The following is a 24,709-nucleotide window of genomic DNA, read 5'->3' on the forward strand; positions in this document are numbered from 1 at the left end:
GAGGCAGAGTGCGGCCGGCGGGCGGGGCCGCACATGAGCACCCGTACTCAGAGAGGGCGGCTCAGCCCGTCGTGCCCTCCTGCTGGAGGTCGTCGGCGTGTTCGCCCGTCACCAGGTAGACGACCCGCTTCGCGACCGCCACCGCGTGGTCCGCGTAGCGCTCGTAGTAGCGGCCCAGCAGGGTGACGTCCACCGCCGTCTCGATGCCGTGCTTCCAGCGGTCGTCGATGAGGTGCTGGAAGAGGGTGCGGTGGAGGAGGTCCATGTCGTCGTCGTCCTGCTCCAGCTGGAGCGCGAGGTCGACGTCCTTGGTGATGATGACTTCCGCCGCCTTCGCCATCAGGCGCTGCGCGAGCTGGCCCATCTCCAGGATCGTGGCGTGCAGGTCCTGCGGGACCGCGCGGTCGGGGAACCGCAGCCGGGTCAGCTTGGCCACGTGCTGGGCGAGGTCGCCCGAGCGCTCCAGGTCGGCCGACATCCGCAGCGAGGTGACGACGATGCGCAGGTCCGTCGCCACCGGCTGCTGCCGTGCCAGCAGGGCTATCGCCCGCGCCTCCAGGTCGTGCTGGAGTTCGTCGACCCGCTGGTCGGCCTCGATCACGCTCTCGGCCAGCTTCAGGTCGGCGTCCAGGATGGCGGTGGTGGCGCGCCCGATGGCGGAGCCGACCAGCCGGGCCATCTCCACCAGACCGTCGCCGATCGAGTCCAGTTCCTCGTGGTACGCGTCCCGCATCAGGTTCCCTTTCCTACTACCAGGTGTCGTCGGGGGCCGGGCCGGTGGCCGGTGCGAACCCCCACGCTCCCACGTTCCGACCCGTACGCGTCGGTTTCCGCCCTCCCGAATGAACCATCACTGGATGGAAGGTGAACTCTGGGCGACGAGTGCCCGAGGTCGCACCGCGGCGGCTGTGGCCAGGATGGACGCCATGCCTAACCTGGAGACATGGACGTGAACGCGGCGGTCGCCGCAGCGGCGGCGATCGCCGGTGTACTCACCGGTGTCATCGCCATGCTGGCGTTCCGCTGGAGCGAACGCGACCAGAAGCGCCCCACCCGTACCTCCCTGCACACCGACGCGGTGCTCCCGCCCGGCGTGGACACCGTGCTCTCGGTGCTCCGCTCCTCCGCGGTCGTCCTCGACGAGGCCGACGCCGTGGTCAAGGCCAGCTCCGCCGCGTACGCCCTCGGACTCGTCCGGGGCGGCAAGCTCGCCGTGGAGCCGATGCTCCAGATGACGCGCGACACCCGGCGTGACGGGGAGATACGGCAGGTCGAGCTGGACCTGCCCCGGCGCGGAACCGGCCGGGGCGAGGCCCTGGCCGTGTCCGCCCGGGTGGCCCCGCTCGGCTCCCGGCTGGTGCTGCTCCTGGTCGAGGACCTGACCGAGGCCCGCCGCATCGAGGCGGTGCGCCGTGACTTCGTGGCCAACGTGAGCCACGAGCTGAAGACCCCCGTAGGGGCGCTCTCGCTGCTCTCCGAGGCCGTCATGGACGCCTCCGACGAGCCCGACGCGGTCCAGCGCTTCGCCGGGCGGATGCAGATCGAGGCCACCCGGCTGACCAACCTGGTCCAGGAGCTGATCGACCTCTCGCGGGTGCAGAACGACGACCCGCTGGAGGACGCCGAGCCGGTGCGGGTGGACGAGCTGGTCGCCGAGGCCGTCGACCGCTGCCGCCACCAGGCCGGCACGAAGCAGATCATCATGGCCACCGCCATCCAGGACCCGCCCGGCGCGGTACGGACCGCCCTGCACGTGTGGGGCAACCGGGGCCAGCTCGCCGCCGCCCTCGGCAACCTGGTCGAGAACGCGGTCAACTACTCCCCGGCCCACACCCGCGTGGGCATCTCCGCCCGCCGGATCTCCGCCCCGGGCGGCGAGCTGATCGAACTCGCCGTGACCGACCAGGGCATCGGCATATCCGACAAGGACAAGGAGCGCATCTTCGAGCGCTTCTACCGCGTCGACCCCGCCCGCTCGCGCGCCACCGGCGGCACGGGCCTCGGCCTCGCCATCGTCAAGCACGTGGTCGCCTCGCACGGCGGCGAGGTCTCGGTCTGGAGCGCCGAGGGCCAGGGCTCCACCTTCACCCTGCGGCTGCCGGAGGCGGGCGTCGCCCGTGACCGCGCGGCCAGGCAGCCCGAGCTCGGCGACGAGTCCGGGCCCGCCGACCCGTCCCCGTACGTTCCGCTTCCCTCCCCGGAGGTCCTTCCGTGACCCGAGTGCTCGTCGTCGAGGACGAGGAGTCCTTCTCCGACGCCCTGTCGTACATGCTGCGCAAGGAGGGTTTCGAGGTCGCCGTCGCCGCGACCGGCCCCGACGGCCTGGACGAGTTCGAACGCAACGGCGCCGACCTGGTGCTGCTGGACCTGATGCTGCCGGGGCTGCCCGGCACCGAGGTGTGCCGCCAGCTGCGCGGCCGCTCCAACGTCCCGGTGATCATGGTGACCGCCAAGGACAGCGAGATCGACAAGGTGGTCGGCCTGGAGATAGGGGCCGACGACTACGTCACCAAGCCCTTCTCCTCGCGCGAGCTGGTCGCCCGTATCCGCGCGGTGCTGCGCAGGCGCGGCGAGCCGGAGGAGGTCACCCCGGCCGCGCTGGAGGCCGGGCCGGTCCGGATGGACGTCGACCGCCATGTGGTGACGGTGTCCGGGGCCAAGATCGACCTGCCGCTGAAGGAGTTCGACCTGCTGGAGATGCTGCTGCGCAACGCCGGCCGGGTACTGACCCGGATGCAGCTCATCGACCGGGTGTGGGGTGCCGACTACGTGGGCGACACCAAGACCCTCGACGTCCATGTGAAGCGGCTGCGCGCCAAGATCGAGCCCGACCCGGGCGCGCCGCGCTACCTGGTGACGGTGCGCGGGCTGGGCTACAAGTTCGAGCCGTAGGCCGCGAGAGCGGCGCGTACGTGAGTGAGGGGGGCACCCGGCCGGGCGCCCCCCTCACGCGTGCGTACGGCTCAGTTGCCCGCGGACGCCGACGCGGAGGCGCTCGGGGAGGACGCCGGGGCGGAGGAGCCGGCCTTGTCGCCCTCGGGCTTGTCGCTGGAGGACGGGCTGCCCGACGGCGAGGAGGTCGCGGCGGCCGGCGCGGACGGCACCTCGCTCGGGCCCCAGCCGCTGAAGTAGCTGGTCGCCGGGACGACGAAGGCGCGCAGGCCGACGGCGCCGGTCTTGCTGAAGGTGAAGGTGACCTTCTGCGCGTTGCCGTTCTGCACCGCCTCGCGGCCGCTGGCCAGCACGGCGGAGGCGTTGTCCTTGCCGCCGATGACGAGACGGCCGTGGGCCGGGACGGTGAGCTTGCCGCCCTTGGCGGGCTTCAGCTCGACCTTCGCGTCGCTGCCGTCGACGGAGATCGACTGGAGGTCCTGGTCGGTCGCGCCGTCGTTGAACAGCGTGGCGGCGACGACGGCCGGACCGTCGGCCTTGGCGTCGGGCTGGGTGACGACCAGGGCGTTCTGCACCTTGATGGCCCCGACGCTGGTCGCGGCGTTGTCCGGCCGGATCTCCAGGGTCTGGGCGTTGTTGCCGGCGCCGCAGGCGGCGAGCGAGGCGATCGAGAACGCGAGGGCGGATGCGGCGAGGACGCCGCGTCGAAGGCTGCTGCTCACGGCGGCGGCAACTCCTTGAACGCACAGGGGCGGCTGTCCTGTAAAGCCGCCCTAAGGATCTGTCAGCGCCCTCAGGCTACCGAGCCGTTCCCGCGCCGCCGCACCCGACCCTCCCCAACCACCCCGCTTCCCTCCCGCTGGGGGTACCGGGCACCCCGCTGATCACCCGCCCCGCGCTTCCCGTCCGCCATTCGGATAACGCCGTGCGACACGGTTGACGGCATCCCGGTGACACCCCGCGACACTCCGGGCGGCATTTTCGTGAAGGAATAAGCGGGTGTCCGGAATTGATCACCGCCGAGCGGCGTGATCAATTCCGGAATCGCCTCGTACCAGGCTCCGGTCATCGAACGAAGGAGCGGAAGTCGTACGCTTGGAAGCGGTCAAAACGGTACATTCGGCCAATCTGGGCGGCTCTCCGAGGCGTGTGACACAGATGTTTCACTCTGCACGCAGAGCGGCCCCCACCTGCGAATACCCGCTTCCGCGAGTGGCCCGCAGCACGTCCCGGTTGCTGTTGTCAAGCCCTGAGATATGCCCTGACCTGCGAAAACGCCATTCAGAAGACGCCGTATCCGTGTTACTCTTGATAGCCACGGAAGGGGTACCTGTCACATGACGTTCAAGGTTGGCGACACCGTGGTCTATCCCCATCACGGGGCCGCGCTGATCGAGGCAATCGAAACTCGTCAGATCAAAGGCGTGGACAAGACCTACTTGGTGCTGAAGGTCGCCCAGGGCGACCTGACGGTACGTGTGCCAGCGGACAATGCGGAGTTCGTCGGCGTGCGTGATGTGGTCGGTCAGGACGGTCTGGACCGGGTCTTCGAGGTGCTGCGCGCGCCGTACGCCGAGGAGCCCACGAACTGGTCGCGCCGCTACAAGGCAAATCTGGAGAAGCTCGCCTCCGGCGACGTCATCAAGGTCGCGGAAGTCGTGCGTGACCTGTGGCGCCGTGAGCGCGAGCGCGGTCTCTCCGCCGGTGAGAAGCGGATGCTCGCCAAGGCCCGCCAGATCCTGGTGAGCGAGCTGGCCCTCGCGGAGAACACCAACGAGGACAAGGCCGAGGCGCTGCTCGACGAGGTACTCGCCTCCTGACGCGGAGCGGGCGGCGAGCCCCGCCCGCCTTCACGCCCAGCGCAGCAAAAATGCCGTGGTGCCCGATGACAATCACCCTGTCGCCGGGCGCTGCGGCATGTTCGTCCCCGTACGCCCCCCTGTGCGCTGCCCCTGCCGTGCCGCTGCCATGTCCGCGTCCGGGGTGGACGGCTCGACCGCGGTTCACGGAAAGGGTCCGGTCAAGGCGTCGCGCCCCAGGCGCTCCTCCAGGCCATACCCACCGGCCCCGAGCACACAAACCTGACAGGAACCGATGTCTGACGAATCGCGTCCCGCGCCCGCCGAGCCGCGCCAGGACAGCCGTGTCGCCGCCGTGATCCCCGCCGCCGGCCGGGGCGTACGCCTCGGACCGGGCGCCCCGAAGGCGCTCCGCGCGCTGAACGGCACGCCCATGCTGATCCACGCGATCCGCGCCCTGGCCGCCTCCCGGCACGTCTCCCTGGTGGTGGTCGTCGCCCCGCCGGACGGCGCCGCCGAGGTCAGGTCGCTGCTGGACGCGTACGCCCTGCCCGAGCGGACGGACTTCCTGGTCGTGCCCGGCGGGCCGAGCCGCCAGGAGTCGGTGCGCCTGGGCCTGGACGCCCTGCCTCCCGCCTACGACGTCGTCCTCGTGCACGACGCCGCCCGCCCCCTGGTCCCCGTCGACACCGTGGACGCGGTCGTGGAGGCGGTACGCGACGGCGCCCCGGCCGTGGTCCCGGCGCTGCCCCTGGCCGACACGGTCAAGGAGGTCGAGCCCGCGGCCGTCCCCGGCGAGCCCGAGCCGGTGCTCGGCACGCCCGTCCGGGCCCGGCTGCGCGCCGTCCAGACCCCGCAGGGCTTCGACCGGGCCACCCTGGTCCGTGCCCACGAGACCGTCACCGAGGACGTCACCGACGACGCGAGCATGGTCGAGCGGCTCGGCGAGCGGGTGGTGACCGTGCCCGGTCACGAGGAGGCGTTCAAGGTGACCCGCCCGCTGGACCTCGTACTCGCCGAGGCGGTCCTCGCCCGCAGGAGGCTCAACGATGGCTTCTGAGATCCCCGCCCTGCCCCAGGTGGGCATCGGCACCGACATCCACGCCTTCGAGGACGGCCGCGAGCTGTGGTGCGCCGGGCTGAAGTGGGAGGACGCGGGGCCCGGCCTGGCCGGTCACTCCGACGCGGACGTGGTCGCGCACGCCGCGTGCAACGCGCTCTTCTCCGCCGCCGGGCTCGGTGACCTGGGAGCGCACTTCGGCACCGGCCGGCCCGAGTGGTCCGGCGCGTCCGGGGTCGTCCTGCTCACCGAGGCGGCCCGGATCGTGCGCGAGGCCGGCTTCGCCATCGGCAATGTCGCGGTGCAGGTCGTCGGGCCGCGCCCGAAGATCGGCAAGCGACGGGACGAGGCGCAGCGCATCCTCAGCGCCGCCGCCGGGGCACCGGTCTCCGTCTCCGGCGCGACCACCGACGGGCTCGGCTTCCCCGGCCGGGAGGAGGGCCTGATGGCGGTCGCCACGGCGCTCGTGGTGCGCGTGTCGTAGGGGCGTGCGAGGGTACCCGCACAGCACCGTCGATCGAGGAGGATCTTCATGTCCGCAGCGCTGTCCGACCGGCTCAAGTCCCTGCTGGACACCCCCGTGTTCATCGTCGTAGGCACCGTCCAGCCCGACGGCAGCCCGCAGATGTCACCGGTGTGGGTGAAGCGGGACGGGGACGACGTCCTGATCTCCACCACGGTCGACCGGCGCAAGGAGAAGAACCTCCGGCGCGACCCGCGGGTCACCGTCGTCGTCGTGGACCCGGAGAACCCCTACGAGTACGCCGAGATCCGCGGCACCGCCGAGATGACCACCGAGGGCGGCCAGGCCCTCATCGACGAGCTGTCCCTGAAGTACAGCGGCAAGAAGTACGCGGAGTTCAACCCGGCCTCCGTCGACGACGCCGAGCGGGTCGTCGTCCGCATCACCCCGCGCAAGGTGGTCGGCCGCCTCTGAGGAGGCCGTCGGGCGGCTGTTTTCCCGTCCGGGCGCACTGCATCGCAATGCGCCCACTACCCTGGTGGCGTGACCATTCGCCTGTACGACACCAGCGCCCGGCAGATCCGTGACTTCACCCCGGTCCAGCCGGGCTGCGTCTCGATCTACCTGTGTGGCGCCACCGTCCAGGCGGCACCGCACATCGGGCACATCCGCTCGGGCCTGAACTTCGACATCATGCGCCGCTGGTTCGACTACCGCGGCTACGCCGTGACGTTCATCCGCAACGTCACGGACATCGACGACAAGATCATCAACAAGGCCCACGAGCAGAAGCGCCCCTGGTGGGCCATCGGGTACGAGAACGAGCGGGCGTTCAACGACGCCTACGCCGCGCTCGGCTGCCTCCCGCCCACCTACGAGCCCCGCGCCACCGGCCACGTCACCGAGATGACCGAGATGATGCAGGGCCTCATCGAGCGCGGCCACGCCTACGAGGCGGACGGCAACGTCTACTTCGACGTGCGCTCCTTCGAGGGCTACCTGGAGCTGTCCCGGCAGGAGCTGGACAACCTGCTACAGCCGTCCGGCGAGGGCGAGACCGGCAAGCGGGACCCACGCGACTTCGCCATGTGGAAGGCGGTCAAGCCGGGCGAGCCGAGCTGGCCGACGCCCTGGGGGCCCGGCCGCCCCGGCTGGCACCTGGAGTGCTCGGCCATGGCGCACAAGTACCTGGGCACCGTCTTCGACATCCACGGCGGCGGCCTGGACCTGATCTTCCCGCACCACGAGAACGAGATCGCCCAGGCCAAGGCCTTCGGCGACGACTTCGCCCGGTACTGGGTGCACAACGCCTGGGTGACCATGGCGGGCGACAAGATGTCCAAGTCGCTCGGCAACAGCGTGCTGGTCTCCGAGATGGTCAAGCAGTGGCGTCCGATCGTCCTGCGCTACTACCTCGGCACTCCGCACTACCGCTCGATGATCGAGTACAGCGAGGAGTCGCTGCGCGAGGCCGAGGTGGCGTTCGCGCGCATCGAGGGCTTCGTGCAGCGCGCGCTGGAGAAGGCGGGGGGCGAGGTCGAACCGGCCACCGAGGTGCCGCCGGCCTTCGCCGAGGCGATGGACGACGACCTGGGCGTGCCGCAGGCCCTCGCCGTCGTGCACACCACCGTCCGGCAGGGCAACAGCGCGCTGGCCGCCGACGACAAGGAGGCGGCCGTCGCCCGCCTCGCCGAGGTGCGCGCCATGCTCGGCGTCCTCGGTCTCGACCCGCTGGACCCCGAGTGGGCCGGTGAGGGCGGCGAGCGCGGCGAAGACCTCCACGGCGTGGTGGACAGCCTCGTCCGGCTCGTCCTGGAACAGCGCGAGTCCGCTCGCGGCCGCAAGGACTGGGTCACCGCCGACGCCATCCGCGACCAGCTCGGCCAGTCCGGCCTGGTCGTCGAGGACAGCCCGCAGGGCCCGCGCTGGAGCCTCGGCCCGCGCTAGCCACACGGCTTGATCGAGTGTGCCGCCCGGCGATCCGGGCGGCACACTGCATACATACGTACGAACGCTTACGGAGACGGGTAACTCATGGCGAACAACCGCCGCATGTCAGGCAAGAAGGGTGCACAGGTCGGCAGCGGCGGCCAGCGGCGCCGTGGCCTGGAGGGCAAGGGCCCCACGCCCCCGGCCGAGATGCGCAAGGGCCACGCCAAGCAGCGCGCCGCCGCCGCCAAGGTCCGCCGTGCCCAGGGCCGTCCGCCGCAGCGCAAGGGCGCGGGCCGCTCCTCCTCCGAGCTGGTCGTCGGCCGCAACCCCGTGTTCGAGGCGCTGCGCGACGGCGTGCCCGCCACCATGCTCTACGTCCAGCAGTTCATCGACAACGACGAGCGGGTCCGCGAGGCCCTGCAGCTCGCCGCCGAGCGCGGCAACATCCACCTCATGGAGGCCCCGCGCCCCGAGCTGGACCGCATGACCAACGGCCTGAACCACCAGGGCCTCGTCCTCCAGGTCCCGCCGTACGAGTACGCGCACCCCGAGGACCTGCCCGCCGGCGCCTACGACAAGGGCGAGGACCCGCTGATCGTCGCCCTCGACGGCGTCACCGACCCTCGCAACCTCGGCGCCGTCGTCCGCTCCGTCTCCGCCTTCGGCGGCCACGGCGTGGTCGTGCCCGAGCGCCGCTCGGCCGGCATGAGCGCCGGTGCCTGGAAGTCGTCGGCCGGTGCGGCCGCTCGTACGCCGGTCGCCCGTGCCACCAACCTCACCCGGACCCTGGAGCAGTACAAGAAGGCCGGGATCACCGTGGTCGGCCTGGCCGCCGACGGTGAGGCCGAGGTGGGCGACCTCGCGGCGCTGTCCGGCCCGGTCGTCATCGTGGTCGGCAGCGAGGGCAAGGGCCTGTCCCGCCTGGTCGGCGAGACCTGCGACCACCGCGTCCGCATCCCCATGCCGGGTGGCGCGGAGTCCCTCAACGCCGGTGTCGCCGCCGGTGTCGTGCTGTACGAGGCGTCCCGCCGCCGCTCCTGAACGGACGTTCGGCAATTCCCCCGGATGCGGTAATTCCGGGGGACTACCGGCGTTCACGACGACTTTGACGCGGCCCGGACACATCGGGCCGGTCAAAGCAGTGTCCTAACTCGGCGTCACTCGGTTAGATGAGTGTGGACACCAGAACACCCCGCACTCCCACGGGGGACCGCTCGTCGGGCTTCGACGACGCTCCCGCGCTGAGCATGGTGAAGGTGCCGAGCGATCCGGCGCAGGTCATCGTCAATCACGCCAGCTTCCGCGTGCAGTTGGGGACGGCGGGCAGGCGCGCCCAGTCCCCGAGAGTCGCCCGGCACCTGAGCGCTCAGGACCCCGCGCGCATGGGTGCCGCGGGCCCGGCGGGCGGGGCCGCGGGCCGGCGCCGTCCGGTCGTCTGGAGCGGCCGGTCCGCGCCCGACGACACCGGTACCCACCGCCTGCTCCAGGCCGTCCGGGGCAGCAGCGTGCGCCACCCCGAGGAACCGGCCGGTGCCACCCGGGTCATCCCGCGCCTCGACCCGGACCGCACCGGCTACGGGGACGGCTACGACCGGCTCGACCCGACGGTGGAGACCCCCGTCCTCGGCCACCAGCGCACCGGCCCCGACGGCGGCACCCGGCTGCTGCCGCACATGCGCCCGGTCGGCAGCGCCTACGACGAGCCGTCCTACGACGAGCCCCCGTACGGCGAACCGGCCTACGCGGGAGGCGAGTTCGACTCCGACGAGCCGGAAGCCCGGCCCGTCGGCCCGCGGGCCGCGCGGCGCGGCGACGACCCGGCGCGGCACGCGTACTACCCCGGCCGCCGGATGAACCTCGGCGTGGTCCTGCTCCCGCTGCGGGTCTTCCTCGGCTTCATCTCGATGTACGCCGGCATGGGCAAGCTGTGCGACCCCGTCTACTTCGACGGCGGCGAACGCGGCTCCATGGTCAAGTGGCTCAACACGCTGCACCCGTGGGACGTGGCGGAGCCGCTGCGCCAGTTCGCGCTGCACCACCCGGTGGGCTCCGGGCTCGTCATCGCCTTCCTCCAGGTCGTGGTCGGCGTGCTGACCGTCCTGGGCTGCTGGCAGCGGGTCGCCGCGGTCGTGGGCGCGCTGCTCTCGGCCGCGCTCATCGTCACCGTGAGCTGGAAGACGGTGCCGGCGTACGACGCGCCCGACATCATCTACCTGGCCGCATGGTCCCCGCTGGTCATCGCGGGTGCCCCGGTGTACTCGGTGGACGGCAGGCTCGCGGGCAGCGCCTGGCGCATCCTGGGCCCCCGCGCCGCCCTCTGGGACCTGCGCCGGTACGTGCTGCGCCGGGGTGCGCTGATCACGGCCGTGACGGTCGGGCTGACCCTGCTGGTCGGCTCGCTGCTCGGCGGTGCGGTACGTGAGGCCGGCCGGGTGGTCGTGCCCGGTCCGGGTGAGGCGCCCCGCAACAACCAGCCCGGTTCGCCGCTGCCCTCGCAGCCCGGCGCTCCGCGCAGGCAGGCCAGCCCCTCGGCGTCCAGCTCGCCCACGGGCGTTGCCACGGCGGGCGCGAGCCCGTCCGGCGCGGCCGGCACTGCGGGCACGGGCCGTACGGCCGGCACGGCTCCGGCCGCGCCCAGCCAGACCCAGGGCACCACCGGCCAGGCCCCGCCCCAGCGGACCACGCCGACCACCGGTGGTGGTGGTGCCCCCACCACCACGGCGGGGCCGGCGAGCGCGGGCGGGACCGCCACCGGCGGCACCGGCTCGGGCACCTCGGGCGGCGGCTCGGACACGGGCGGCGGGAGCGACGCGGGCGGCTCCTCCACCGGTCAGCCCGGCCTGGTGGGCGGTCTGTTCGGCAACTGACCCCCTCGGCCGGGCCAAGGGCCCCGTACCTCGCGATGAGGTACGGGGCCCTTCGGCGTGGGCTCGTCAGGCGCGGTCGGCGTCGAGTTCCTTGGCGGCCTCGGTCAGGTCCTTGACGGTGTCGATGGCCCGCCAGTAGGCGCCCTGGGGCAGCGGGAAGCCGGCGAGTCTGCGCTCGCGGGCCAGGCGGGGGAACGTGGCGCGCTCGTGGTCGCCCCGGTCGGGCAGCAGGTCACGGAACTCGGGGGAGAACACGTACACACCGGCGTTGATCTCGACGGTGGACGGCGGGGCCTCGATGAAGTCGGTGATGTGCCCGAAGCCGTCCGTGCGCACGGCGCCCCAGGGGATGCGCGGCCGGGCCAGCGCGAGGGTGGCGACCGCGTCCCGCTCGGTGTGGAAGTCGGCCATGTCCCGCAGGGAGAAGCGGGTCCAGATGTCGCCGTTGGTGGCGTACCAGGGCCGGTCGGGGCGGGGGAGGTGCCCGGCGGCGTACTTCAGGCCGCCGCCGCGGCCGAGCGGCTCGGTCTCCACGACGGTGGTCACCGACAGCGGCAGCTCGGCCGAGGCCAGCCACTTCTGGAGCACCTCGGCGAGATGGCCGCAGGAGACCACCACGTCCGTGACGCCCTCTGCGGCCAGCCAGTTGAGCTGGTGGCCGATGATCGGGGTGCCCGTGCCGGGGATCTCGACCATCGGCTTGGGCCGGTCGTCCGTGTAGGGGCGCAGCCGGGACCCCTGGCCACCGGCCAGGACAACGGCTTGGGTGGGGCGCGCGGCGACGTTCGGATGGGTCATGCCCCGAACTGTACGTGGCCCCCCGGCGGGTTCCAGGGGGCTCGACAGGACCGCTCGTGGGTGCCGGTCAGCTGTGTGCCGCGAGCACACCCGTCGCGAAGGACGTGTCGCACACCGGGCGGGCGTAGGACTGGGCCCGGGAGGCGCCGTAGAGACGGACCGCGGCCCGGCCCAGGGTGCGGGCGATGGAGGTGCAGTGCTCGGCGAGCGCGGGGTGGCCGTTGACCGCCTGCTGGAGGTGGGTGAGGACCACGCCGGGGTTCTTGTCCTGAAGCTCGGTCAGCAGCTGCTCGCGCAGGACGTCCTGGGGCGCCGCCTTCCTGGCGGTGACCGTACGGGCGGTGCCGGGCTTCGCGGGGGCCTGGGCGACGTCCGAGGCGGTGAGCACGGAGCCTTCGGAGTCCCCGCTCCAGTTGACCCGCGTGACCGCGAGGGTTCCGGAGAGCACCAGGACGACGGGCAGGACGAGGGCGAGAGTGCGGCCGATCCGGCGGGCAGGGCCGCCCCGGTGGCCGCGTCGTGTCTGAGGGATGGTGGAGTGCGTCACGCGAGTGAGGGTAGCGCTCGGTGCTGATTTGGCGACATTTAGTCACCCTTACGGGGGATGAAGTCGCGCTGCTTTCTGGGTAGGGGGTTGACGTCGGGCGCCCGAATCGGTCCCTGTGCGTGGATATCCGCCGAACCGGGCCCGGGTACGCGGAAGGGGGCCCCGCGGGACCCCCTTCCTGTGAACCGCCTGTGTGCGCCGGTCAGTCGGAGAGGCGCTCGCCCGTGGAGCTTGAGAACACGTGGATCTCGCCCGGCCGCGGCACGACGTGCAGCGTGGAGCCCTTCTCCGGCACCTGACGCCCGTTCACCCGGACGACGAGGTCCCGCACGTCGCCGCCGACCTCGACGGTGCCGTAGACGTACCCGTCGGCGCCCAGCTCCTCGACGACGTTCACCGAGACGGCGAGGCCGGCCGGGGCGTCGGCGCTGTCCTTGGTGAGCGTGGTGGCCGCAGCGCCGCCGCCCAGCTCGACCACGTCGAAGTGCTCGGGGCGGACGCCGACCGTCACGGTGGTGTCGCCCCGGTCGGCGGCGGCCGAGAGCGCGTCCCGGCCGACCGGCACCACGCTGTTGCCGAACTTCACACCGCCGTCGGTGATCGGCACCTCGACCAGGTTCATCGCGGGGGAGCCGATGAAGCCGGCCACGAAGAGGTTGGCGGGGCGGTCGTACATGTTGCGAGGCGTGTCGACCTGCTGGAGCAGGCCGTCCTTGAGCACGGCCACCCGGTCGCCCATCGTCATGGCCTCGACCTGGTCGTGGGTGACGTAGACGGTGGTGATGCCCAGGCGCCGCTGGAGGGAGGCGATCTGGGTACGGGTGGAGACGCGGAGCTTGGCGTCCAGGTTGGACAGCGGCTCGTCCATGAGGAAGACCTGCGGCTCGCGGACGATGGCGCGGCCCATGGCGACACGCTGGCGCTGACCGCCGGAGAGCGCCTTGGGCTTGCGGTCCAGGTACTCGGTGAGGTCGAGGATCCTGGCGGCCTCCTCGACCTTCGCCCGGATGTCCGCCTTGTTGACGCCCGCGATCTTCAGGGCGAAGCCCATGTTGTCGGCGACCGTCATGTGCGGGTAGAGCGCGTAGTTCTGGAACACCATGGCGATGTCCCGGTCCTTGGGCGGCAGGTGGGTGACATCGCGGTCACCGATGCGGATGGCGCCGCCGTTGACGTCCTCGAGCCCCGCGAGCATGCGGAGCGAGGTGGACTTGCCGCAGCCGGACGGGCCGACCAGGACGAGGAACTCGCCGTCCTCGATCGCGATCTCCAGTGCGTCGACGGCGGGCTTGGTGGAGCCCGGATAGATCCGGGTCGCCTTGTCGAACGTGACAGTGGCCATGGTGAGGGGCCCCCTTCTACCGGCAGGAACGTGCCGGACGATCCGTTGTAGGAAGGTGGTTCGCTGGTTCACCCAGGTGAACCAGCTCAGGACCGTACCCGGCGGTGACCTGCCCTGTCAGTACCCGGACGCCTCCGAATTTCCCCCACCGCCCCACACCCCCGCATGGGTACACTGCACACACACGGGCCCACCGGCCCACGCCTCCTTAGCTCAGTCCGGCCAGAGCAACGCACTTGTAATGCGTAGGTCGTCGGTTCGAATCCGACAGGGGGCTCCATCGGGGTCCAGGTCGGGAGGTATCTGACCTGGGCCTTCGTGGTCTCGTAGGTCTGCTGAGCAAGGAGAAGCGCTGTGCCCCTGGTGTCGGTCGTGATGCCCGTCTACAACTCGGCCGCCACCCTCGGCGCGGCGGTCCGGTCGGTGCTCACGCAGACGCACAGCGACCTGGAGCTGCTGGTCACCGACGACAAGTCCGTCGACGGCTCCCTGGACCTGCTCATGGAGTTCGCCCGCCAGGACGAGCGCGTGCTGCCGCGGTCGGCCCCCGAGCAGGGCGGTGCCGGACGGGCCCGCAACCTCGCGATCGAGCGGGCCCGGGGGGACTACGTCGCCTTCCTGGACAGCGACGACATGTGGCTCCCGGAGAAGACCGAGCGGCAGATCGAGTTCGCCGCCGGGGGCAGCGCGCCTCTGACGTTCACCTCCTACTACAAGATGGACGCCGACTACGACGGCGAGAGCACCGAGTTCCGCCCGAACGGGCGGGTGGTCCGTGCGCGGGAGCACGTGGACTACCGCGCGATGCTGGTGCGGGACCACATCGGTGCGCTGACCGCCATGTACGACCGCAATGTGCTGGGCACGAGGCTGATGCCGGAGATGCGGAAGCGGCAGGACTACGCCCTGTGGCTGTCGATCATGCGGGACGGCGCCGATGCGCGAGGTCTGCGCGAGCCGCTCGCGGTGTACCGGGCGCACCAGGCGGGATCGCTGTCCTCCAACAAGCTGTCCCTCGTTCAGTACAACTGGCAGCTGTACCGGGAGCACGAGGGGCTGTCCGTCCCGCGGTCGACGCGGGCGCTGGCCGGTGCCGTGTGGCAGTCGCTGCGGAACTCGCGCATTTGAGGGCCGTCCCGTGATCCCCGGCGGGCTCGTCCGAGGCGCGCGGACCGGCCCGGGCGAGAGCCGCCGCCGGCACTCCGAGGACCGCGCAGGTGACTTGGCTCCCGTCGCCCCACCAGCATGCCGGGCGCCGGTCCGAGGTCGAAGACGTAGCGCTGCTGGAGGCCCCGGAGAGCGTCCTGGAGCCGGTACAGGGCCGGCTGGATCTCCCGGGTGGCGCCGCGCGGCCCGTCCTGCGCGGCGGCGTCGATCCGGGTGCGTCGCGCGGTCAGTTCGCCGCCCGCACCGGGGAGGTGCGGGCGGCCTTCGGGGCTCGGTCGGTCAGGGCCGGGACAGCAGTGCCGTCAGGGCCTCCCTCAGGACCGTGTCCGGGTCCGCCGCCGCGCTCGTCGCACGCCAGGCGACGAAGCCGTCGGGGCGGACGAGGACCGCGCCGTCGGCGGTGGTGCCGTGCGCCTTCGCCCAGTCGTCGCCCTCGGTGTCGTAGCTGAGGTCGGCGTCCGGGCCGGGGCCGACGCGGTAGGCGTCGAGGGCGATGCCGTCCTCCGCCGCGATCCGGCGGGCCGCCGCGTGCCAGCCCGCGTCGTCGGGGGCGTCGGTCAGCAGGACCATCGAGCGCTCGTACAGGTCGAGCGTGGACAGGCGCAGGCCGCCGCGGCGGAGCCAGAGGTGCGGGGCGCGGGTGCCGGGGCGGCCGTCCAGGGCGAGGGCGTCCGGGACGACCTCGGAGTAGGGGTCGGCGCCCAGCACCGCGCCGGCCGGGTAGCGGTAGCCGAGGACCACGTTGAGGATGCCGCCGCGCTTGGCGCCGCCCACTCCGGGGGCCGGGGCGAAACCGGGGTGGCTGTGCTCGACCGAGCGGGCCGAGGCGCGGGCGCTGGTGGCGGCCGCGACCGGGCGGCGCTCGGCGCCGTAGGACTCCAGCAGGCCGGGGCCCGCCCAGCCGGAGAGCACGGCCGACAGCTTCCAGGCGAGGTTGTGGGCGTCCTGGATACCGGTGTTGGAGCCGAACGCGCCGGTCGGGGACATCTCGTGGGCGGAGTCGCCGGCCAGGAGGACCCGCCCGCTGGAGTAGAGGTCGGCGACGCGTTCGGCGGCACGCCAGGAGGCCATACCGGTGATCTTCACGTCGAGTTCGTCCACGCCGACCGCCCGGCGGATGTGGTCGCGCAGCCGCTCCTCGGTGAAGTCGTCCAGCGTCTCGCCGCGCTCGGGGTGCCAGGGCGCGTGGAAGACCCAGTTCTCCTTGTTGTCCACGGGCAGCAGCGCGCCGTCCGCGTCCGGGTGGGTGAGGTAGCAGCAGATGAAGCGGCGGTCGCCGACCACGTCGGCCAGCGCGCGGGACCGGAAGGTGACGCTGACGTTGGCGAACAGTTCGCCGGGCCCGCTCTGCCCGATGCCGAGGGCACGCCGGACGGGACTGCGCGGGCCGTCGGCGGCGACGAGGTAGTCCGCCCGGACGGTGAACCGTTCCTCGGTGTTCCGGTCGAACACCGTGGCCGTCACTCCGTCGGCGTCCTGCTCGAAGGACTCCATCTGGTGGAAGTACCTGAGGTCGCCGCCGAGTTCGCGCGCGCTGTCCACCAGCACCGGTTCGAGGTCGTTCTGGCTGCACAGGCACCAGGCCGTGGGGCTGAACCGCGCCAGGCCGCCGCCCGGGTCGATGTTCCTGAACAGCCACTCCCCGGCGTCACCCACAAGGGTGGGCGTCTGGAGGATGCCGTGGTTGTCGGCGAGCAGCGAGGCCGCCGCCCTGATGTCCGGCTCGACCCCGGCGACCCGGAACAGCTCCATCGTGCGGACGTTGTTGCCTCGCCCACGTGGGTGGATCGATGTCCCGGAGTGCCGTTCGACGAGCATGTGCCGCACACCGAGACGGCCCAGGAACACGGACATGGACAGGCCCACCAGTGAGCCGCCCACGATGAGGACGGGAACCCGGTGGTCGGCTTTCTGATGCATCGAAGCCTCCAGTGGCAGGGGGTGGGCGCGTGGGGCGCCGTTGACTCTTCACTTCCCGGTGGCGGCACCTCCGCGTGCCCAATCACCCACGTGGTTCACAGGAGTCGCGGGCTCGTGGAGCCCGGCACAGGATCAAGGCACGCTGCCGGGCCCGATCCCAGGCCGGCACCGGTTCTGCCCCGCGAAGGAGATGTGTGCAGGATGACCACCACGTCTGAACGTCCCTCAGAAACGCCGGCACGCGAGGTGTCCAGGCGTGTATCCCAGTCCGTGTTCGACGGCTCCCCGCTGCGGGTCGTCCTCCTGGTCGACGTGTACGACGGCGCGCAGCAGCAGTTCCTGGAGGCGTACGAGCAGCTCTGCTCGCAGGTCACCCAGGTGCCCGGTCACGTCAGCGACCAGCTCTGCCAGTCCATCGAGAACCCCTCGCAGTGGCTCATCACCAGCGAATGGGAGAGCGCCCCGCCGTTCCTCACGTGGGTGAACAGCGAGGAGCACGTGCACATGGTGGAGCCGCTGCACTCCTGCGTGCGCGACACCCGTTCGCTGCGCTTCCACATCGTCCGCGAGACGGGCGGTCCGGCGGTCCCCGCCGAGTCGGCCCCCGGCCGCCGCCTCCAGGCGCACCCGCGCATCGGTGACGGAGTCATCCGGCACGCGCTCACCTTCACCGTGAAGCCGGGCACCGAGGAGAAGGTCGCGGCGATCCTCGCGGACTACGCCTCGCCGAAGGCCCGCGTGGACGACACCACGCAGCTCCTGCGGACCTCGCTGTTCATGCAGGGCAACCGGGTGGTGCGGGCCATCGAGGTGCGCGGCGACCTGCTCGCGGCGCTGCGGCACGTGGCCCGGCAGCCCGAGGTGCGGGCGGTCGAGGAGGCCATCAACCCCTACCTGGAGCAGGACCGGGACCTGGACGACCAGGAGTCGGCCCGGATGTTCTTCACCCGTGCGGCGCTCCCCGCCGTGCACCACGTGGTCGCCGACGACCAGCCGGAGGGCAACCGCCTCGCGCTGTTCTACCCGGCCCGCGCCGGCCAGGGCATGCGGCTGGCCGAGCTGCTCTCCCAGCACGACCAGACGGCGGCCGACGACCCGGCGAGCGCGGTGCTGCGCAGCACGGTCTTCCAGCGCGACGACGTGGTGGTGCGCCTGGTGGACGTACGCGGCAACAGCGTGGACGCACTGCCCGCCGACGCGGCCGCGGCCGCCGAGCTGCGCGCGCTGCTCGCCGGCGACGCCGCCCGGATGGACCTCGTCACCGACCGCCGCGCCCCGGGCGTCTGATCCGGTGGCCGCCCCTCACTTCACAACCGCCGACGCGGCACATCCCACGGAGGAAGCTGTGATCCAACACCGCCCCAAGATCATCAACCTCGAGGACACCGAGCACAACACCCGGCGCGGCGGTGACCTGCGCGCCATGCTGACCCCGGCGACGGTCGGCTCCACCAGCGGCTTCATGGGCGTGGCCATCGTCCAGCCCGGCGACCGCATCGGGGAGCACTACCACCCGTACTCCGAGGAGTTCGTGTACGTGATCTGCGGCCGGCTGGAGGTGGACCTCGACGGCGAGGCGCACCCCCTCGAGCCGGAGCAGGGCCTGATGATCCCCGCCCACATGCGGCACCGCTTCCGCAACGTGGGTGACGAGGAGGCGCGTCTCGTCTTCCACCTGGGTCCGCTGGCCCCGCGTCCGCAGCTCGGTCACGTCGACACCGAGGAGACGGACGTCATCGGGGCCGCCGCGGTGGTGACCGAGGCCGGTGGTGCCGTGGCCGCCGGCCGGGACCAGGTGCGCTCATGACCCGGCGGGTGGCGGTCACGGGCATAGGCATCGTGGCTCCGGGCGGGATCGGTACGCCCGCGTTCTGGGACCTGCTGTCCAACGGCCGGACCGCGACGCGCGGCATCACCTTCTTCGACCCCTCGGGGCTGCGGTCCCGGATCGCCGCCGAGTGCGACTTCGACCCGGCGGCCTACGGGCTCGACGCCGAGCAGGTGCAGCGGGCGGACCGGTACATCCAGTTCGCGCTGGTGGCCGGCGACGAGGCGGTGCACGACTCGGGTCTCGACCTCGCGGCCGAGGACCCGTACCGGATCGCGGTGTCGGTGGGCACAGCGGTCGGCGGCACCACCCGGCTGGAGAACGACTACGTGCTGGTCAGCCACGGTGGCCAGCGCTGGGATGTGGACCACACCCAGGCCCGCCCCGAACTGCACCGGGCGTTCTCGCCCAGCACGGTCGCCTCGTCGGTGGCCGAGCGGTTCGGCGCGCGGGGCCCGGTGCAGACGGTGTCCACGGGCTGCACCTCGGGCCTGGACGCCGTCGGGTACGCCTTCCACACGGTGCAGGAGGGCCGGGCGGACATATGCCTGGCCGGTGCCTCGGACTCGCCGATATCCCCGATCACGATGGCGTGCTTCGACGCGATCAAGGCGACGTCCCCGAACAACGACGACCCGGCGCACGCCTCCCGCCCCTTCGACAACGACCGTGACGGGTTCGTCATGGGCGAGGGCGGCGCGGTGCTGGTGCTCGAGGAGCTGGAGCACGCCCGGGCCCGCGGCGCGCACGTGTACTGCGAGCTCAGCGGGTACGCCACGTTCGGCAACGCATACCACATGACCGGTCTGACCCCCGAGGGCCTGGAGATGGCCCGCGCGATCGAGACCGCCATGGACCAGGCCCGGATCGACCCGACCGCGATCGACTACGTCAACGCGCACGGTTCCGGCACCCGGCAGAACGACCGCCACGAGACGGCCGCGGTGAAGCGGGCGCTCGGGCAGCACGCCTACGACACCCCGATGAGCTCCATCAAGTCGATGGTGGGGCACTCTCTCGGGGCGATCGGGGCCATCGAGGTGGTGGCGTGCGTGCTGGCGCTCGCCAAGCAGGCCGTCCCCCCCACCGCGAACTACACGACCCCCGACCCCGAGTGCGACCTGGACTACGTCCCGCGCGAGGCACGGGAGCGGAAGCTGAACGGCGTGCTCTCCGTGGGCAGCGGGTTCGGCGGTTTCCAGTCCGCGGTGATCCTGACCCGGCCGAGGGAGTGAGGACACGATGAGCGCAGCCGAGGAACGGCGCGCGGCCGTCACCGGTATCGGGGTGGTCGCACCGAACGGCATCAGCACCGAGACCTTCTGGAAGTCCACCCAGGAGGGCGTCAGCGTCCTGGACCGGGTGACCCGCGAGGGCTGCCAGGACCTGCCGCTGAAGGTGGCGGGCGAGGTCCGCGCCTTCGACCCCGCCGTGGTCGAGGAACGCTTCCTGGTGCAGACCGACCGCTTCACGCACTTCGCCATGGCGGCGGCGGACCTGGCCCTGGAGGACGCCCGGCTGGGCCAGGCGGACACCGAGGCGGACCCCTTCTCCATCGGGGTGGTCACCGCCTCCGGCTCCGGCGGCGGCGAGTTCGGCCAGCGCGAGCTCCAGCAGTTGTGGGGCAAGGGCAGCCGGTTCGTGGGCCCGTACCAGTCCATCGCCTGGTTCTACGCGGCCAGCACCGGCCAGATCTCCATCCGGCGCGGCCTCAAGGGGCCCTGCTCGGTGGTCGCCTCCGACGAGGCGGGCGGTCTGGACGCCCTCGCGCACGCCGCCCGCGCGGTACGCCGGGGCACCGATGTGATGGTGGCCGGCTCCACCGAGGCGCCGCTCGCGCCGTACTCGGTGGTCTGCCAGCTCGGGTACGGGGAGCTGAGCGGCGAGAGCGACCCGGCGCGCGCGTACCGCCCCTTCACCGACGCGGCGTGCGGGTTCGTGCCCGCCGAGGGCGGCGCGATGCTCGTCGTCGAGGCCGAGCGGTCCGCGCGGGAGCGCGGGGCCGAGGTCCGGGCGTACGTCGCGGGCCACGCGGCGACGTTCACCGGGGCCTCCCGCTGGGCCGAGTCCCGCGAGGGGCTGGCGCAGGCCATCCGGACCGCGCTGGCGGAAGCCGGTTGCGCGCCGGAGGAGGTCGACATGGTCTTCGCCGACGCCCTCGGTGTGCCGGAGGCGGACCGTGCCGAGGCGCTGGCGCTGGTGGACGCGCTCGGCGAGCACGGGCGACGGGTGCCGGTGACGGCACCGAAGACCGGTATCGGCCGCGGCTACTGCGCGGCACCGGTGCTGGACGTGTCGGCGGCGGTGCTGGCGATGGAGCACGGCCTGATCCCGCCGACGCCGAACGTGGTGGACGTCTGCCACGACCTGGACCTCGTGACCGGGAGCGCCCGCGTGGCCGAGCCGCGCACGGCGCTGGTCCTCAGCCGGGGCCTCATGGGGTCGAACTCGGCGCTGGTGTTGCGGCACGGCGCCAAGTAGGCGAACAGCAAAGGAGAGAACGGCATGAACGCGCAGATCACCGAAGAAGAACTGGCCGCCCTCATGAAGAAGGCGGCGGGCATCACCGTCGCTCCGGAACTGCTGCGGGCGCAGCCCGCGACCCCCTTCGAGACGCTGGGGCTCGACTCGCTCGGCCTGCTGGGCATCGTCGGCGAGCTGGAGAACCGGCACGGCACCCCGATGCCCCCGGACGCCGAGCGCTGCAAGACGCCGCAGGCGTTCCTCGACCTCGTCAACAGCGCACTGATGGCAGGAGCCTGACATGGCCGGACACACCCGGAACGAGATCACCATCGCCGCCCCGCTCGACCTGGTCTGGGACATGACCAACGACCTGGAGAACTGGCCGCAGCTCTTCAGCGAGTACGCGTCCGTCGAGGTCCTCAAGCGGGAGGGCCGGAAGACGACGTTCCGGCTCACCATGCACCCGGACGACAACGGCACCGTGTGGAGCTGGGTCTCCGAGCGCGAGCCGGACCGCCAGAACCGCACGGTTCGCGCCCGCCGCGTGGAGACCGGCCCCTTCGCCCACATGGACATCCACTGGGCCTACGAGGAGGTGCCCGCCGGCACCCGGATGGTGTGGACGCAGGACTTCGCCATGAAGCCCGAGGCGCCGGTCGACGACGAGTGGATGACCGACAACATCAACCGCAACTCCAAGGTCCAGATGGCGCTCATCCGGGACAAGATCCAGCAGGCCGCCGGGGACCGCCCCGCCCCGGCCCTGGCCGACTGACCGGCGAGCGGCCGAAGAGGCAGGAGAGGACACCTCCCATGCACCAGGGACTGATCGTGGCCCGGATGGCACCGGGCTCGGCCCAGGACATCGCCAAGATCTTCGCGGAGTCGGACCGGGGCGAACTGCCGCACCTCGTCGGGGTGCGCCGCCGCAGCCTGTTCCAGTTCGGCGACGTGTACATGCACCTCGTCGAGTCGGACAGCGACCCGGCCCCGGCCATCGCCAAGGTGGCCGGCCACCCGGAGTTCCGCGGGATCAGCGAGCGCCTGTCGGCGTACGTCAGCGCCTACGACCCGGAGACCTGGCGCTCCCCGAAGGACGCGATGGCGGAGCGCTTCTACGTGTGGGAGCGCGACTGACCGTCCGACTCCCCTGAGGAAGACCACCGGCCGCCGGGCCCGCAGCGTCGCGGACCCGGCGGCCGGTCTCGCCGTACGGAGGCCGCGTCAGCCGGCGACGTGGCACTCGAAGGCGTGCAGGTACGGGTTGACCGGACGGATGTCGTCCACGACCAGGCCCGCCGAGGTGAGCCGGCCGACCATGGACTCGGTCGTGTGCTTGGCGCCGCCCACGTTCAGCAGGAGCAGCAGGTCCATCGCGGTGCTGAAGCGCATCGAGGGGGTGTCGTCCACCAGGTTCTCGATGACGATCACGCGGGTGCCGGGGCCGCCCGCCGCGGTGACGTTGCCGAGCAGCCGGGCGGTGCTCTCGTCGTCCCACTCCAGGATGTTCTTGATGACGTAGACGTCGGCCTTCACCGGGACCGAGGCGCGCACGTCACCGGGCACGATCTCGGCGCGGTCGGCGAGGTCGCCGGTACGCAGGCGGGGCAGGGCGTTCTCGACCACGCGGGGCAGGTCCAGCAGGCTGCCGCGCATCGTCGGGTACTTGTCGAGCAGGCAGGCCACCACATGGCCCTGGCCGCCGCCGCAGTCCGCCACCGATCCGGCGCCGGACAGGTCGAGCAGGGCGGCGACCTCGCGGGCCGACTGCTCGCTGGAGCGGGTCATGGCCTGGTTGAAGACGTCCGCGGACTCGGGGGCGTCCTCGTTGAGGTAGGTGAAGAACTCCTTTCCGTAGAGGGACTCCACGACGTTGTCCCCGGTGCGCACGGCCTCGTCCAGCCTGGGCCAGGCGTCCCAGGTCCACGGCTCGGTGCACCACAGGGCGATGGCGCGGAGGCTGTTGGGGTCGTCCTCGCGCAGCAGGCGGGACATGTCGGTGTGCGCGAAGGTGCCGTCCGGGTGCTCGGCGAAGACGCCGTAGCAGGACAGGGCGCGCAGCAGCCGGCGCAGCGGCTTGGGCTCGGTCTTCACCGAGGCCGCCAGGTCCTCCACGGGCCGGGGTTCGTCACCGAGGGCGTCGGCGACGCCGAGCCGGGCGGCGGCCCGGACGGCGGCGGCGCACGCCGCCCCGAACACCAGCTCGCGCAGGCGCATGGGGGGCGGTGGGGCTGTCTCAGCGGTCGTCATCTGCCGCCCTTTCTCGTTCTTCGGCCTTCTTCGGTCATCGATGGGCAGGGGGCGGGCGGTCAGCACAGGCCCGCGGGCTTCGAGGCCCGGCAGGAGTTGCGCGTGAACCTGTTGCCCTTGCCCGTGTCGGTGTTCACCAGGTCCGCGGGGGCGTTGGCCGACAGCATGTTGCCAACGACACGGTTGTTGTCGCCGGTGGCGCCGACCATGCTCTTGAAGAGCACGATGCCGCCGGAGAGCGGGGATCTGCCGGCGTTGCCGCGCACGAGGTTGCCGGTCACACGGGTCCGCTCGACGCCGGTCAGCACGATGCCGGAGCCCTGGAGGGCGGGCAGGCGCGCTGTCTTCGGGCAGTACTTGTTGTTCTCCCGGACGTAGTTGCGGGCGACGGTCAGGTGACCGGCCTTCGGGATGTTCTCGTCACCGACGACGAAGACGCCGGCGCAGTTGCCGCTGATGCCGTTGTCCTGGACGTTCACGTCACGCAGGCGGCGGACGGTGACGCCGATGCGGTTGTCCTGAAGGCGGTTGTGCTCGACCAGGGTTCCGGCGTCGTACGCGCCCGCCTCCTCCTTGATCGTGTTGGCGAGGAAGATTCCGGCGTCGCCGTTGCGCTCGGCGACGTTCTCGCGGAACAAGCCGCGCGTCGAGCGCTCCTGGGCGATGCCCCAGGTGCGGTTGTCGACGGCGTGCACATGGCGGACCGTCATGCGGTCGGTCGCCATGCCGAAGACGCCGGCGCGGGCGAACCCGGTGACGGTGAGGTCGGCGACGGTGACGCCCCGGACGTCCCTCTTCTTGGTGCCGAGGACGCAGATGCCGTTGCCGTTCTGGGCGCAGGCGCCGGCGCTCTTGCCGGTCTTGACGGCGGCGGGCTTGAGGATCGTCCGGGCGCCCGCGCCGCGCAGCGTGACGCGGTCCGTGCCGATCTTCACGCTCTCGTGGTAGGTGCCGGCGAGGACCAGCACGGTGTCCCCGGCCCGTGCGGCGTCGACGGCCTTCTGGATCGACTCGCCCGGACGGACCACGAGGGTCTGGTGAGCGGCGGCCGCGGGGACCGCCCCCACTCCCGCGCTCACGAGCGCCGCGGTGCAGGCGAGGTATGCGAGGTGACATTTCTTCATACCGTGTACGGTATGACTGGTTTGTCTGGTATCCCATGCGATGGTCCGTCCGGGGGCGTGTCTGTCAAAGAGCCCGCAACGCCCGTCCCGCGGCGAGCCGTACGCCGTGTCGCGGCGTCCGGCGTGCGTCACCCGGCCGGCGTAGTCCCCGGCGGGGCAGGGCGGACCGGGGCGGGCCGTCGGCGCGCGGGTGCCGGCGGCCCCGAAGTGGTGCGCTCGGTGCGTCAGGGCGGGGCGGCCGGAGGGCGGGGTGG

General features: G+C 72.0%; 25 protein-coding genes and 1 tRNA gene. 18 read left to right on the forward strand and 8 right to left on the reverse strand.

Annotated elements, in window-relative coordinates:
- Window positions 1–61 precede the first annotated feature (61 nt).
- Window positions 62–733 carry a phosphate signaling complex protein PhoU gene (phoU, locus tag ACWCV3_RS00505; protein WP_451216131.1) on the reverse strand — a complete coding sequence of 224 codons (672 nt, stop codon included), beginning with the start codon at window positions 731–733 and terminating at the stop codon, window positions 62–64.
- Between the two features lie 210 nt (window positions 734–943).
- On the opposite strand from phoU, the gene ACWCV3_RS00510 reads away from it, so the two are divergent.
- Window positions 944–2,215: a sensor histidine kinase gene (locus tag ACWCV3_RS00510; RefSeq protein WP_451216134.1), complete on the forward strand. Its 1,272-nt coding sequence runs from the start codon at window positions 944–946 to the stop codon at window positions 2,213–2,215.
- On the forward strand, window positions 2,212–2,892 hold the full coding sequence (locus tag ACWCV3_RS00515; protein WP_135792031.1) for a response regulator transcription factor: 681 nt from the start codon (window positions 2,212–2,214) through the stop codon (window positions 2,890–2,892). The genes ACWCV3_RS00510 and ACWCV3_RS00515 overlap by 4 nt, the downstream gene beginning before the upstream one ends.
- A gap of 71 nt (window positions 2,893–2,963) precedes the next feature.
- Here the strand turns inward: ACWCV3_RS00515 and ACWCV3_RS00520 are convergent, their stop codons facing one another.
- Window positions 2,964–3,614, reverse strand: coding sequence for a DUF461 domain-containing protein (locus tag ACWCV3_RS00520; RefSeq protein ID WP_451216138.1), 651 nt, complete (start codon window positions 3,612–3,614; stop codon window positions 2,964–2,966).
- Between the two features lie 615 nt (window positions 3,615–4,229).
- On the opposite strand from ACWCV3_RS00520, the gene ACWCV3_RS00525 reads away from it, so the two are divergent.
- The 7 genes from ACWCV3_RS00525 (at window position 4,230) to ACWCV3_RS00555 (ending at window position 11,013) form a co-directional block, all read left to right on the forward strand.
- Window positions 4,230–4,712, forward strand: a complete 483-nt coding sequence (locus ACWCV3_RS00525) for a CarD family transcriptional regulator (RefSeq protein WP_003953493.1) — start codon at window positions 4,230–4,232, stop codon at window positions 4,710–4,712.
- 274 nt (window positions 4,713–4,986) lie between these two features.
- On the forward strand, window positions 4,987–5,751 hold the full coding sequence (ispD, locus tag ACWCV3_RS00530) for a 2-C-methyl-D-erythritol 4-phosphate cytidylyltransferase (RefSeq protein ID WP_451216141.1): 765 nt from the start codon (window positions 4,987–4,989) through the stop codon (window positions 5,749–5,751).
- Window positions 5,741–6,235 carry a 2-C-methyl-D-erythritol 2,4-cyclodiphosphate synthase gene (ispF, locus tag ACWCV3_RS00535; protein ID WP_451216144.1) on the forward strand — a complete coding sequence of 165 codons (495 nt, stop codon included), beginning with the start codon at window positions 5,741–5,743 and terminating at the stop codon, window positions 6,233–6,235. Before ispD ends, ispF begins: the two co-directional genes overlap by 11 nt.
- A 48-nt stretch (window positions 6,236–6,283) precedes the next feature.
- A complete protein-coding gene (locus tag ACWCV3_RS00540) occupies window positions 6,284–6,688 on the forward strand; it encodes a PPOX class F420-dependent oxidoreductase (RefSeq protein ID WP_451216147.1) in 405 nt (134 codons plus the stop codon).
- A gap of 69 nt (window positions 6,689–6,757) precedes the next feature.
- A complete protein-coding gene (gene cysS, locus ACWCV3_RS00545; RefSeq protein ID WP_451216150.1) occupies window positions 6,758–8,161 on the forward strand; it encodes a cysteine--tRNA ligase in 1,404 nt (467 codons plus the stop codon).
- Window positions 8,162–8,248: 87 nt separating this feature from the next.
- Window positions 8,249–9,187 (forward strand): 23S rRNA (guanosine(2251)-2'-O)-methyltransferase RlmB, encoded by a 939-nt coding sequence (gene rlmB, locus ACWCV3_RS00550; RefSeq protein WP_451216153.1) that lies wholly within the window; start codon window positions 8,249–8,251, stop codon window positions 9,185–9,187.
- 128 nt (window positions 9,188–9,315) lie between these two features.
- On the forward strand, window positions 9,316–11,013 hold the full coding sequence (locus ACWCV3_RS00555) for a DoxX family membrane protein (RefSeq protein WP_451216156.1): 1,698 nt from the start codon (window positions 9,316–9,318) through the stop codon (window positions 11,011–11,013).
- A 66-nt stretch (window positions 11,014–11,079) separates the two neighbouring features.
- Here the strand turns inward: ACWCV3_RS00555 and ACWCV3_RS00560 are convergent, their stop codons facing one another.
- From ACWCV3_RS00560 to ACWCV3_RS00570, 3 genes are all read right to left on the reverse strand, one after another.
- Complete coding sequence (locus ACWCV3_RS00560) at window positions 11,080–11,811, reverse strand: nucleotidyltransferase family protein (protein ID WP_451216159.1); 732 nt, start codon at window positions 11,809–11,811, stop codon at window positions 11,080–11,082.
- 67 nt (window positions 11,812–11,878) lie between these two features.
- Window positions 11,879–12,358, reverse strand: coding sequence for a hypothetical protein (locus ACWCV3_RS00565; RefSeq protein ID WP_451216162.1), 480 nt, complete (start codon window positions 12,356–12,358; stop codon window positions 11,879–11,881).
- 202 nt (window positions 12,359–12,560) lie between these two features.
- Entirely contained in the window at window positions 12,561–13,700 is a 1,140-nt protein-coding gene (locus tag ACWCV3_RS00570; protein WP_451216165.1) for an ABC transporter ATP-binding protein, read from the reverse strand.
- Between the two features lie 202 nt (window positions 13,701–13,902).
- On the opposite strand from ACWCV3_RS00570, the gene ACWCV3_RS00575 reads away from it, so the two are divergent.
- Window positions 13,903–13,980 (forward strand) — tRNA-Thr (locus ACWCV3_RS00575).
- Between the two features lie 74 nt (window positions 13,981–14,054).
- A complete protein-coding gene (locus ACWCV3_RS00580; protein WP_451216168.1) occupies window positions 14,055–14,828 on the forward strand; it encodes a glycosyltransferase family 2 protein in 774 nt (257 codons plus the stop codon).
- Between the two features lie 318 nt (window positions 14,829–15,146).
- On the opposite strand, the gene ACWCV3_RS00585 is transcribed toward ACWCV3_RS00580, so the two are convergent.
- Window positions 15,147–16,787 (reverse strand): FAD-dependent oxidoreductase, encoded by a 1,641-nt coding sequence (locus tag ACWCV3_RS00585; RefSeq protein WP_451216171.1) that lies wholly within the window; start codon window positions 16,785–16,787, stop codon window positions 15,147–15,149.
- Window positions 16,788–16,988: 201 nt separating this feature from the next.
- On the opposite strand from ACWCV3_RS00585, the gene ACWCV3_RS00590 reads away from it, so the two are divergent.
- The 7 genes from ACWCV3_RS00590 to ACWCV3_RS00620 are packed head-to-tail and all read left to right on the forward strand — an operon-like array spanning window position 16,989 to window position 22,218.
- A complete protein-coding gene (locus ACWCV3_RS00590) occupies window positions 16,989–18,074 on the forward strand; it encodes a SchA/CurD-like domain-containing protein (RefSeq protein ID WP_451216174.1) in 1,086 nt (361 codons plus the stop codon).
- Window positions 18,075–18,132: 58 nt separating this feature from the next.
- A complete protein-coding gene (locus ACWCV3_RS00595; protein WP_451216177.1) occupies window positions 18,133–18,594 on the forward strand; it encodes a cupin domain-containing protein in 462 nt (153 codons plus the stop codon).
- On the forward strand, window positions 18,591–19,850 hold the full coding sequence (locus ACWCV3_RS00600) for a beta-ketoacyl-[acyl-carrier-protein] synthase family protein (protein ID WP_451216180.1): 1,260 nt from the start codon (window positions 18,591–18,593) through the stop codon (window positions 19,848–19,850). The genes ACWCV3_RS00595 and ACWCV3_RS00600 overlap by 4 nt, the downstream gene beginning before the upstream one ends.
- Before the next feature lie 7 nt (window positions 19,851–19,857).
- The gene (locus ACWCV3_RS00605) at window positions 19,858–21,096 is read left to right on the forward strand and encodes a ketosynthase chain-length factor (RefSeq protein WP_451216183.1); all 1,239 of its coding nucleotides are present in this window, start codon (window positions 19,858–19,860) and stop codon (window positions 21,094–21,096) included.
- Between the two features lie 24 nt (window positions 21,097–21,120).
- Window positions 21,121–21,378 carry a phosphopantetheine-binding protein gene (locus ACWCV3_RS00610; RefSeq protein ID WP_451216185.1) on the forward strand — a complete coding sequence of 86 codons (258 nt, stop codon included), beginning with the start codon at window positions 21,121–21,123 and terminating at the stop codon, window positions 21,376–21,378.
- 1 nt (window position 21,379) lies between these two features.
- Window positions 21,380–21,856, forward strand: a complete 477-nt coding sequence (locus ACWCV3_RS00615) for an SRPBCC family protein (protein WP_451216188.1) — start codon at window positions 21,380–21,382, stop codon at window positions 21,854–21,856.
- 38 nt (window positions 21,857–21,894) lie between these two features.
- Window positions 21,895–22,218 carry a TcmI family type II polyketide cyclase gene (locus ACWCV3_RS00620; protein ID WP_030804500.1) on the forward strand — a complete coding sequence of 108 codons (324 nt, stop codon included), beginning with the start codon at window positions 21,895–21,897 and terminating at the stop codon, window positions 22,216–22,218.
- Between the two features lie 87 nt (window positions 22,219–22,305).
- Here ACWCV3_RS00620 and ACWCV3_RS00625 read toward each other — a convergent pair whose 3' ends face one another.
- Both ACWCV3_RS00625 and ACWCV3_RS00630 read right to left on the reverse strand, forming a co-directional pair.
- The gene (locus ACWCV3_RS00625; RefSeq protein WP_451216191.1) at window positions 22,306–23,331 is read right to left on the reverse strand and encodes a methyltransferase; all 1,026 of its coding nucleotides are present in this window, start codon (window positions 23,329–23,331) and stop codon (window positions 22,306–22,308) included.
- Window positions 23,332–23,390: 59 nt separating this feature from the next.
- Window positions 23,391–24,455 carry a right-handed parallel beta-helix repeat-containing protein gene (locus ACWCV3_RS00630; RefSeq protein ID WP_451216194.1) on the reverse strand — a complete coding sequence of 355 codons (1,065 nt, stop codon included), beginning with the start codon at window positions 24,453–24,455 and terminating at the stop codon, window positions 23,391–23,393.
- Between the last annotated feature and the right edge of the window lie 254 nt (window positions 24,456–24,709).

The sequence above is a fragment of the Streptomyces sp. NPDC001781 genome (assembly GCF_053596035.1).

What these genes read in the sequence shown, in the direction of transcription:
- phoU (WP_451216131.1), bottom strand. Translation starts at nt 733, where the DNA reads ATGCGGGACGCGTACCACGAGGAACTGGACTCGATCGGCGACGGTCTG.
- ACWCV3_RS00510 (WP_451216134.1), top strand. Translation starts at nt 944, where the DNA reads ATGGACGTGAACGCGGCGGTCGCCGCAGCGGCGGCGATCGCCGGTGTA.
- ACWCV3_RS00525 (WP_003953493.1), top strand. Translation starts at nt 4,230, where the DNA reads ATGACGTTCAAGGTTGGCGACACCGTGGTCTATCCCCATCACGGGGCC.
- ispD (WP_451216141.1), top strand. Translation starts at nt 4,987, where the DNA reads ATGTCTGACGAATCGCGTCCCGCGCCCGCCGAGCCGCGCCAGGACAGC.
- ispF (WP_451216144.1), top strand. Translation starts at nt 5,741, where the DNA reads ATGGCTTCTGAGATCCCCGCCCTGCCCCAGGTGGGCATCGGCACCGAC.
- ACWCV3_RS00540 (WP_451216147.1), top strand. Translation starts at nt 6,284, where the DNA reads ATGTCCGCAGCGCTGTCCGACCGGCTCAAGTCCCTGCTGGACACCCCC.
- rlmB (WP_451216153.1), top strand. Translation starts at nt 8,249, where the DNA reads ATGGCGAACAACCGCCGCATGTCAGGCAAGAAGGGTGCACAGGTCGGC.
- ACWCV3_RS00555 (WP_451216156.1), top strand. Translation starts at nt 9,316, where the DNA reads ATGAGTGTGGACACCAGAACACCCCGCACTCCCACGGGGGACCGCTCG.
- ACWCV3_RS00560 (WP_451216159.1), bottom strand. Translation starts at nt 11,811, where the DNA reads ATGACCCATCCGAACGTCGCCGCGCGCCCCACCCAAGCCGTTGTCCTG.
- ACWCV3_RS00570 (WP_451216165.1), bottom strand. Translation starts at nt 13,700, where the DNA reads ATGGCCACTGTCACGTTCGACAAGGCGACCCGGATCTATCCGGGCTCC.
- ACWCV3_RS00585 (WP_451216171.1), bottom strand. Translation starts at nt 16,787, where the DNA reads ATGCATCAGAAAGCCGACCACCGGGTTCCCGTCCTCATCGTGGGCGGC.
- ACWCV3_RS00590 (WP_451216174.1), top strand. Translation starts at nt 16,989, where the DNA reads ATGACCACCACGTCTGAACGTCCCTCAGAAACGCCGGCACGCGAGGTG.
- ACWCV3_RS00600 (WP_451216180.1), top strand. Translation starts at nt 18,591, where the DNA reads ATGACCCGGCGGGTGGCGGTCACGGGCATAGGCATCGTGGCTCCGGGC.
- ACWCV3_RS00605 (WP_451216183.1), top strand. Translation starts at nt 19,858, where the DNA reads ATGAGCGCAGCCGAGGAACGGCGCGCGGCCGTCACCGGTATCGGGGTG.
- ACWCV3_RS00610 (WP_451216185.1), top strand. Translation starts at nt 21,121, where the DNA reads ATGAACGCGCAGATCACCGAAGAAGAACTGGCCGCCCTCATGAAGAAG.
- ACWCV3_RS00615 (WP_451216188.1), top strand. Translation starts at nt 21,380, where the DNA reads ATGGCCGGACACACCCGGAACGAGATCACCATCGCCGCCCCGCTCGAC.
- ACWCV3_RS00620 (WP_030804500.1), top strand. Translation starts at nt 21,895, where the DNA reads ATGCACCAGGGACTGATCGTGGCCCGGATGGCACCGGGCTCGGCCCAG.
- ACWCV3_RS00625 (WP_451216191.1), bottom strand. Translation starts at nt 23,331, where the DNA reads ATGACGACCGCTGAGACAGCCCCACCGCCCCCCATGCGCCTGCGCGAG.
- ACWCV3_RS00630 (WP_451216194.1), bottom strand. Translation starts at nt 24,455, where the DNA reads ATGAAGAAATGTCACCTCGCATACCTCGCCTGCACCGCGGCGCTCGTG.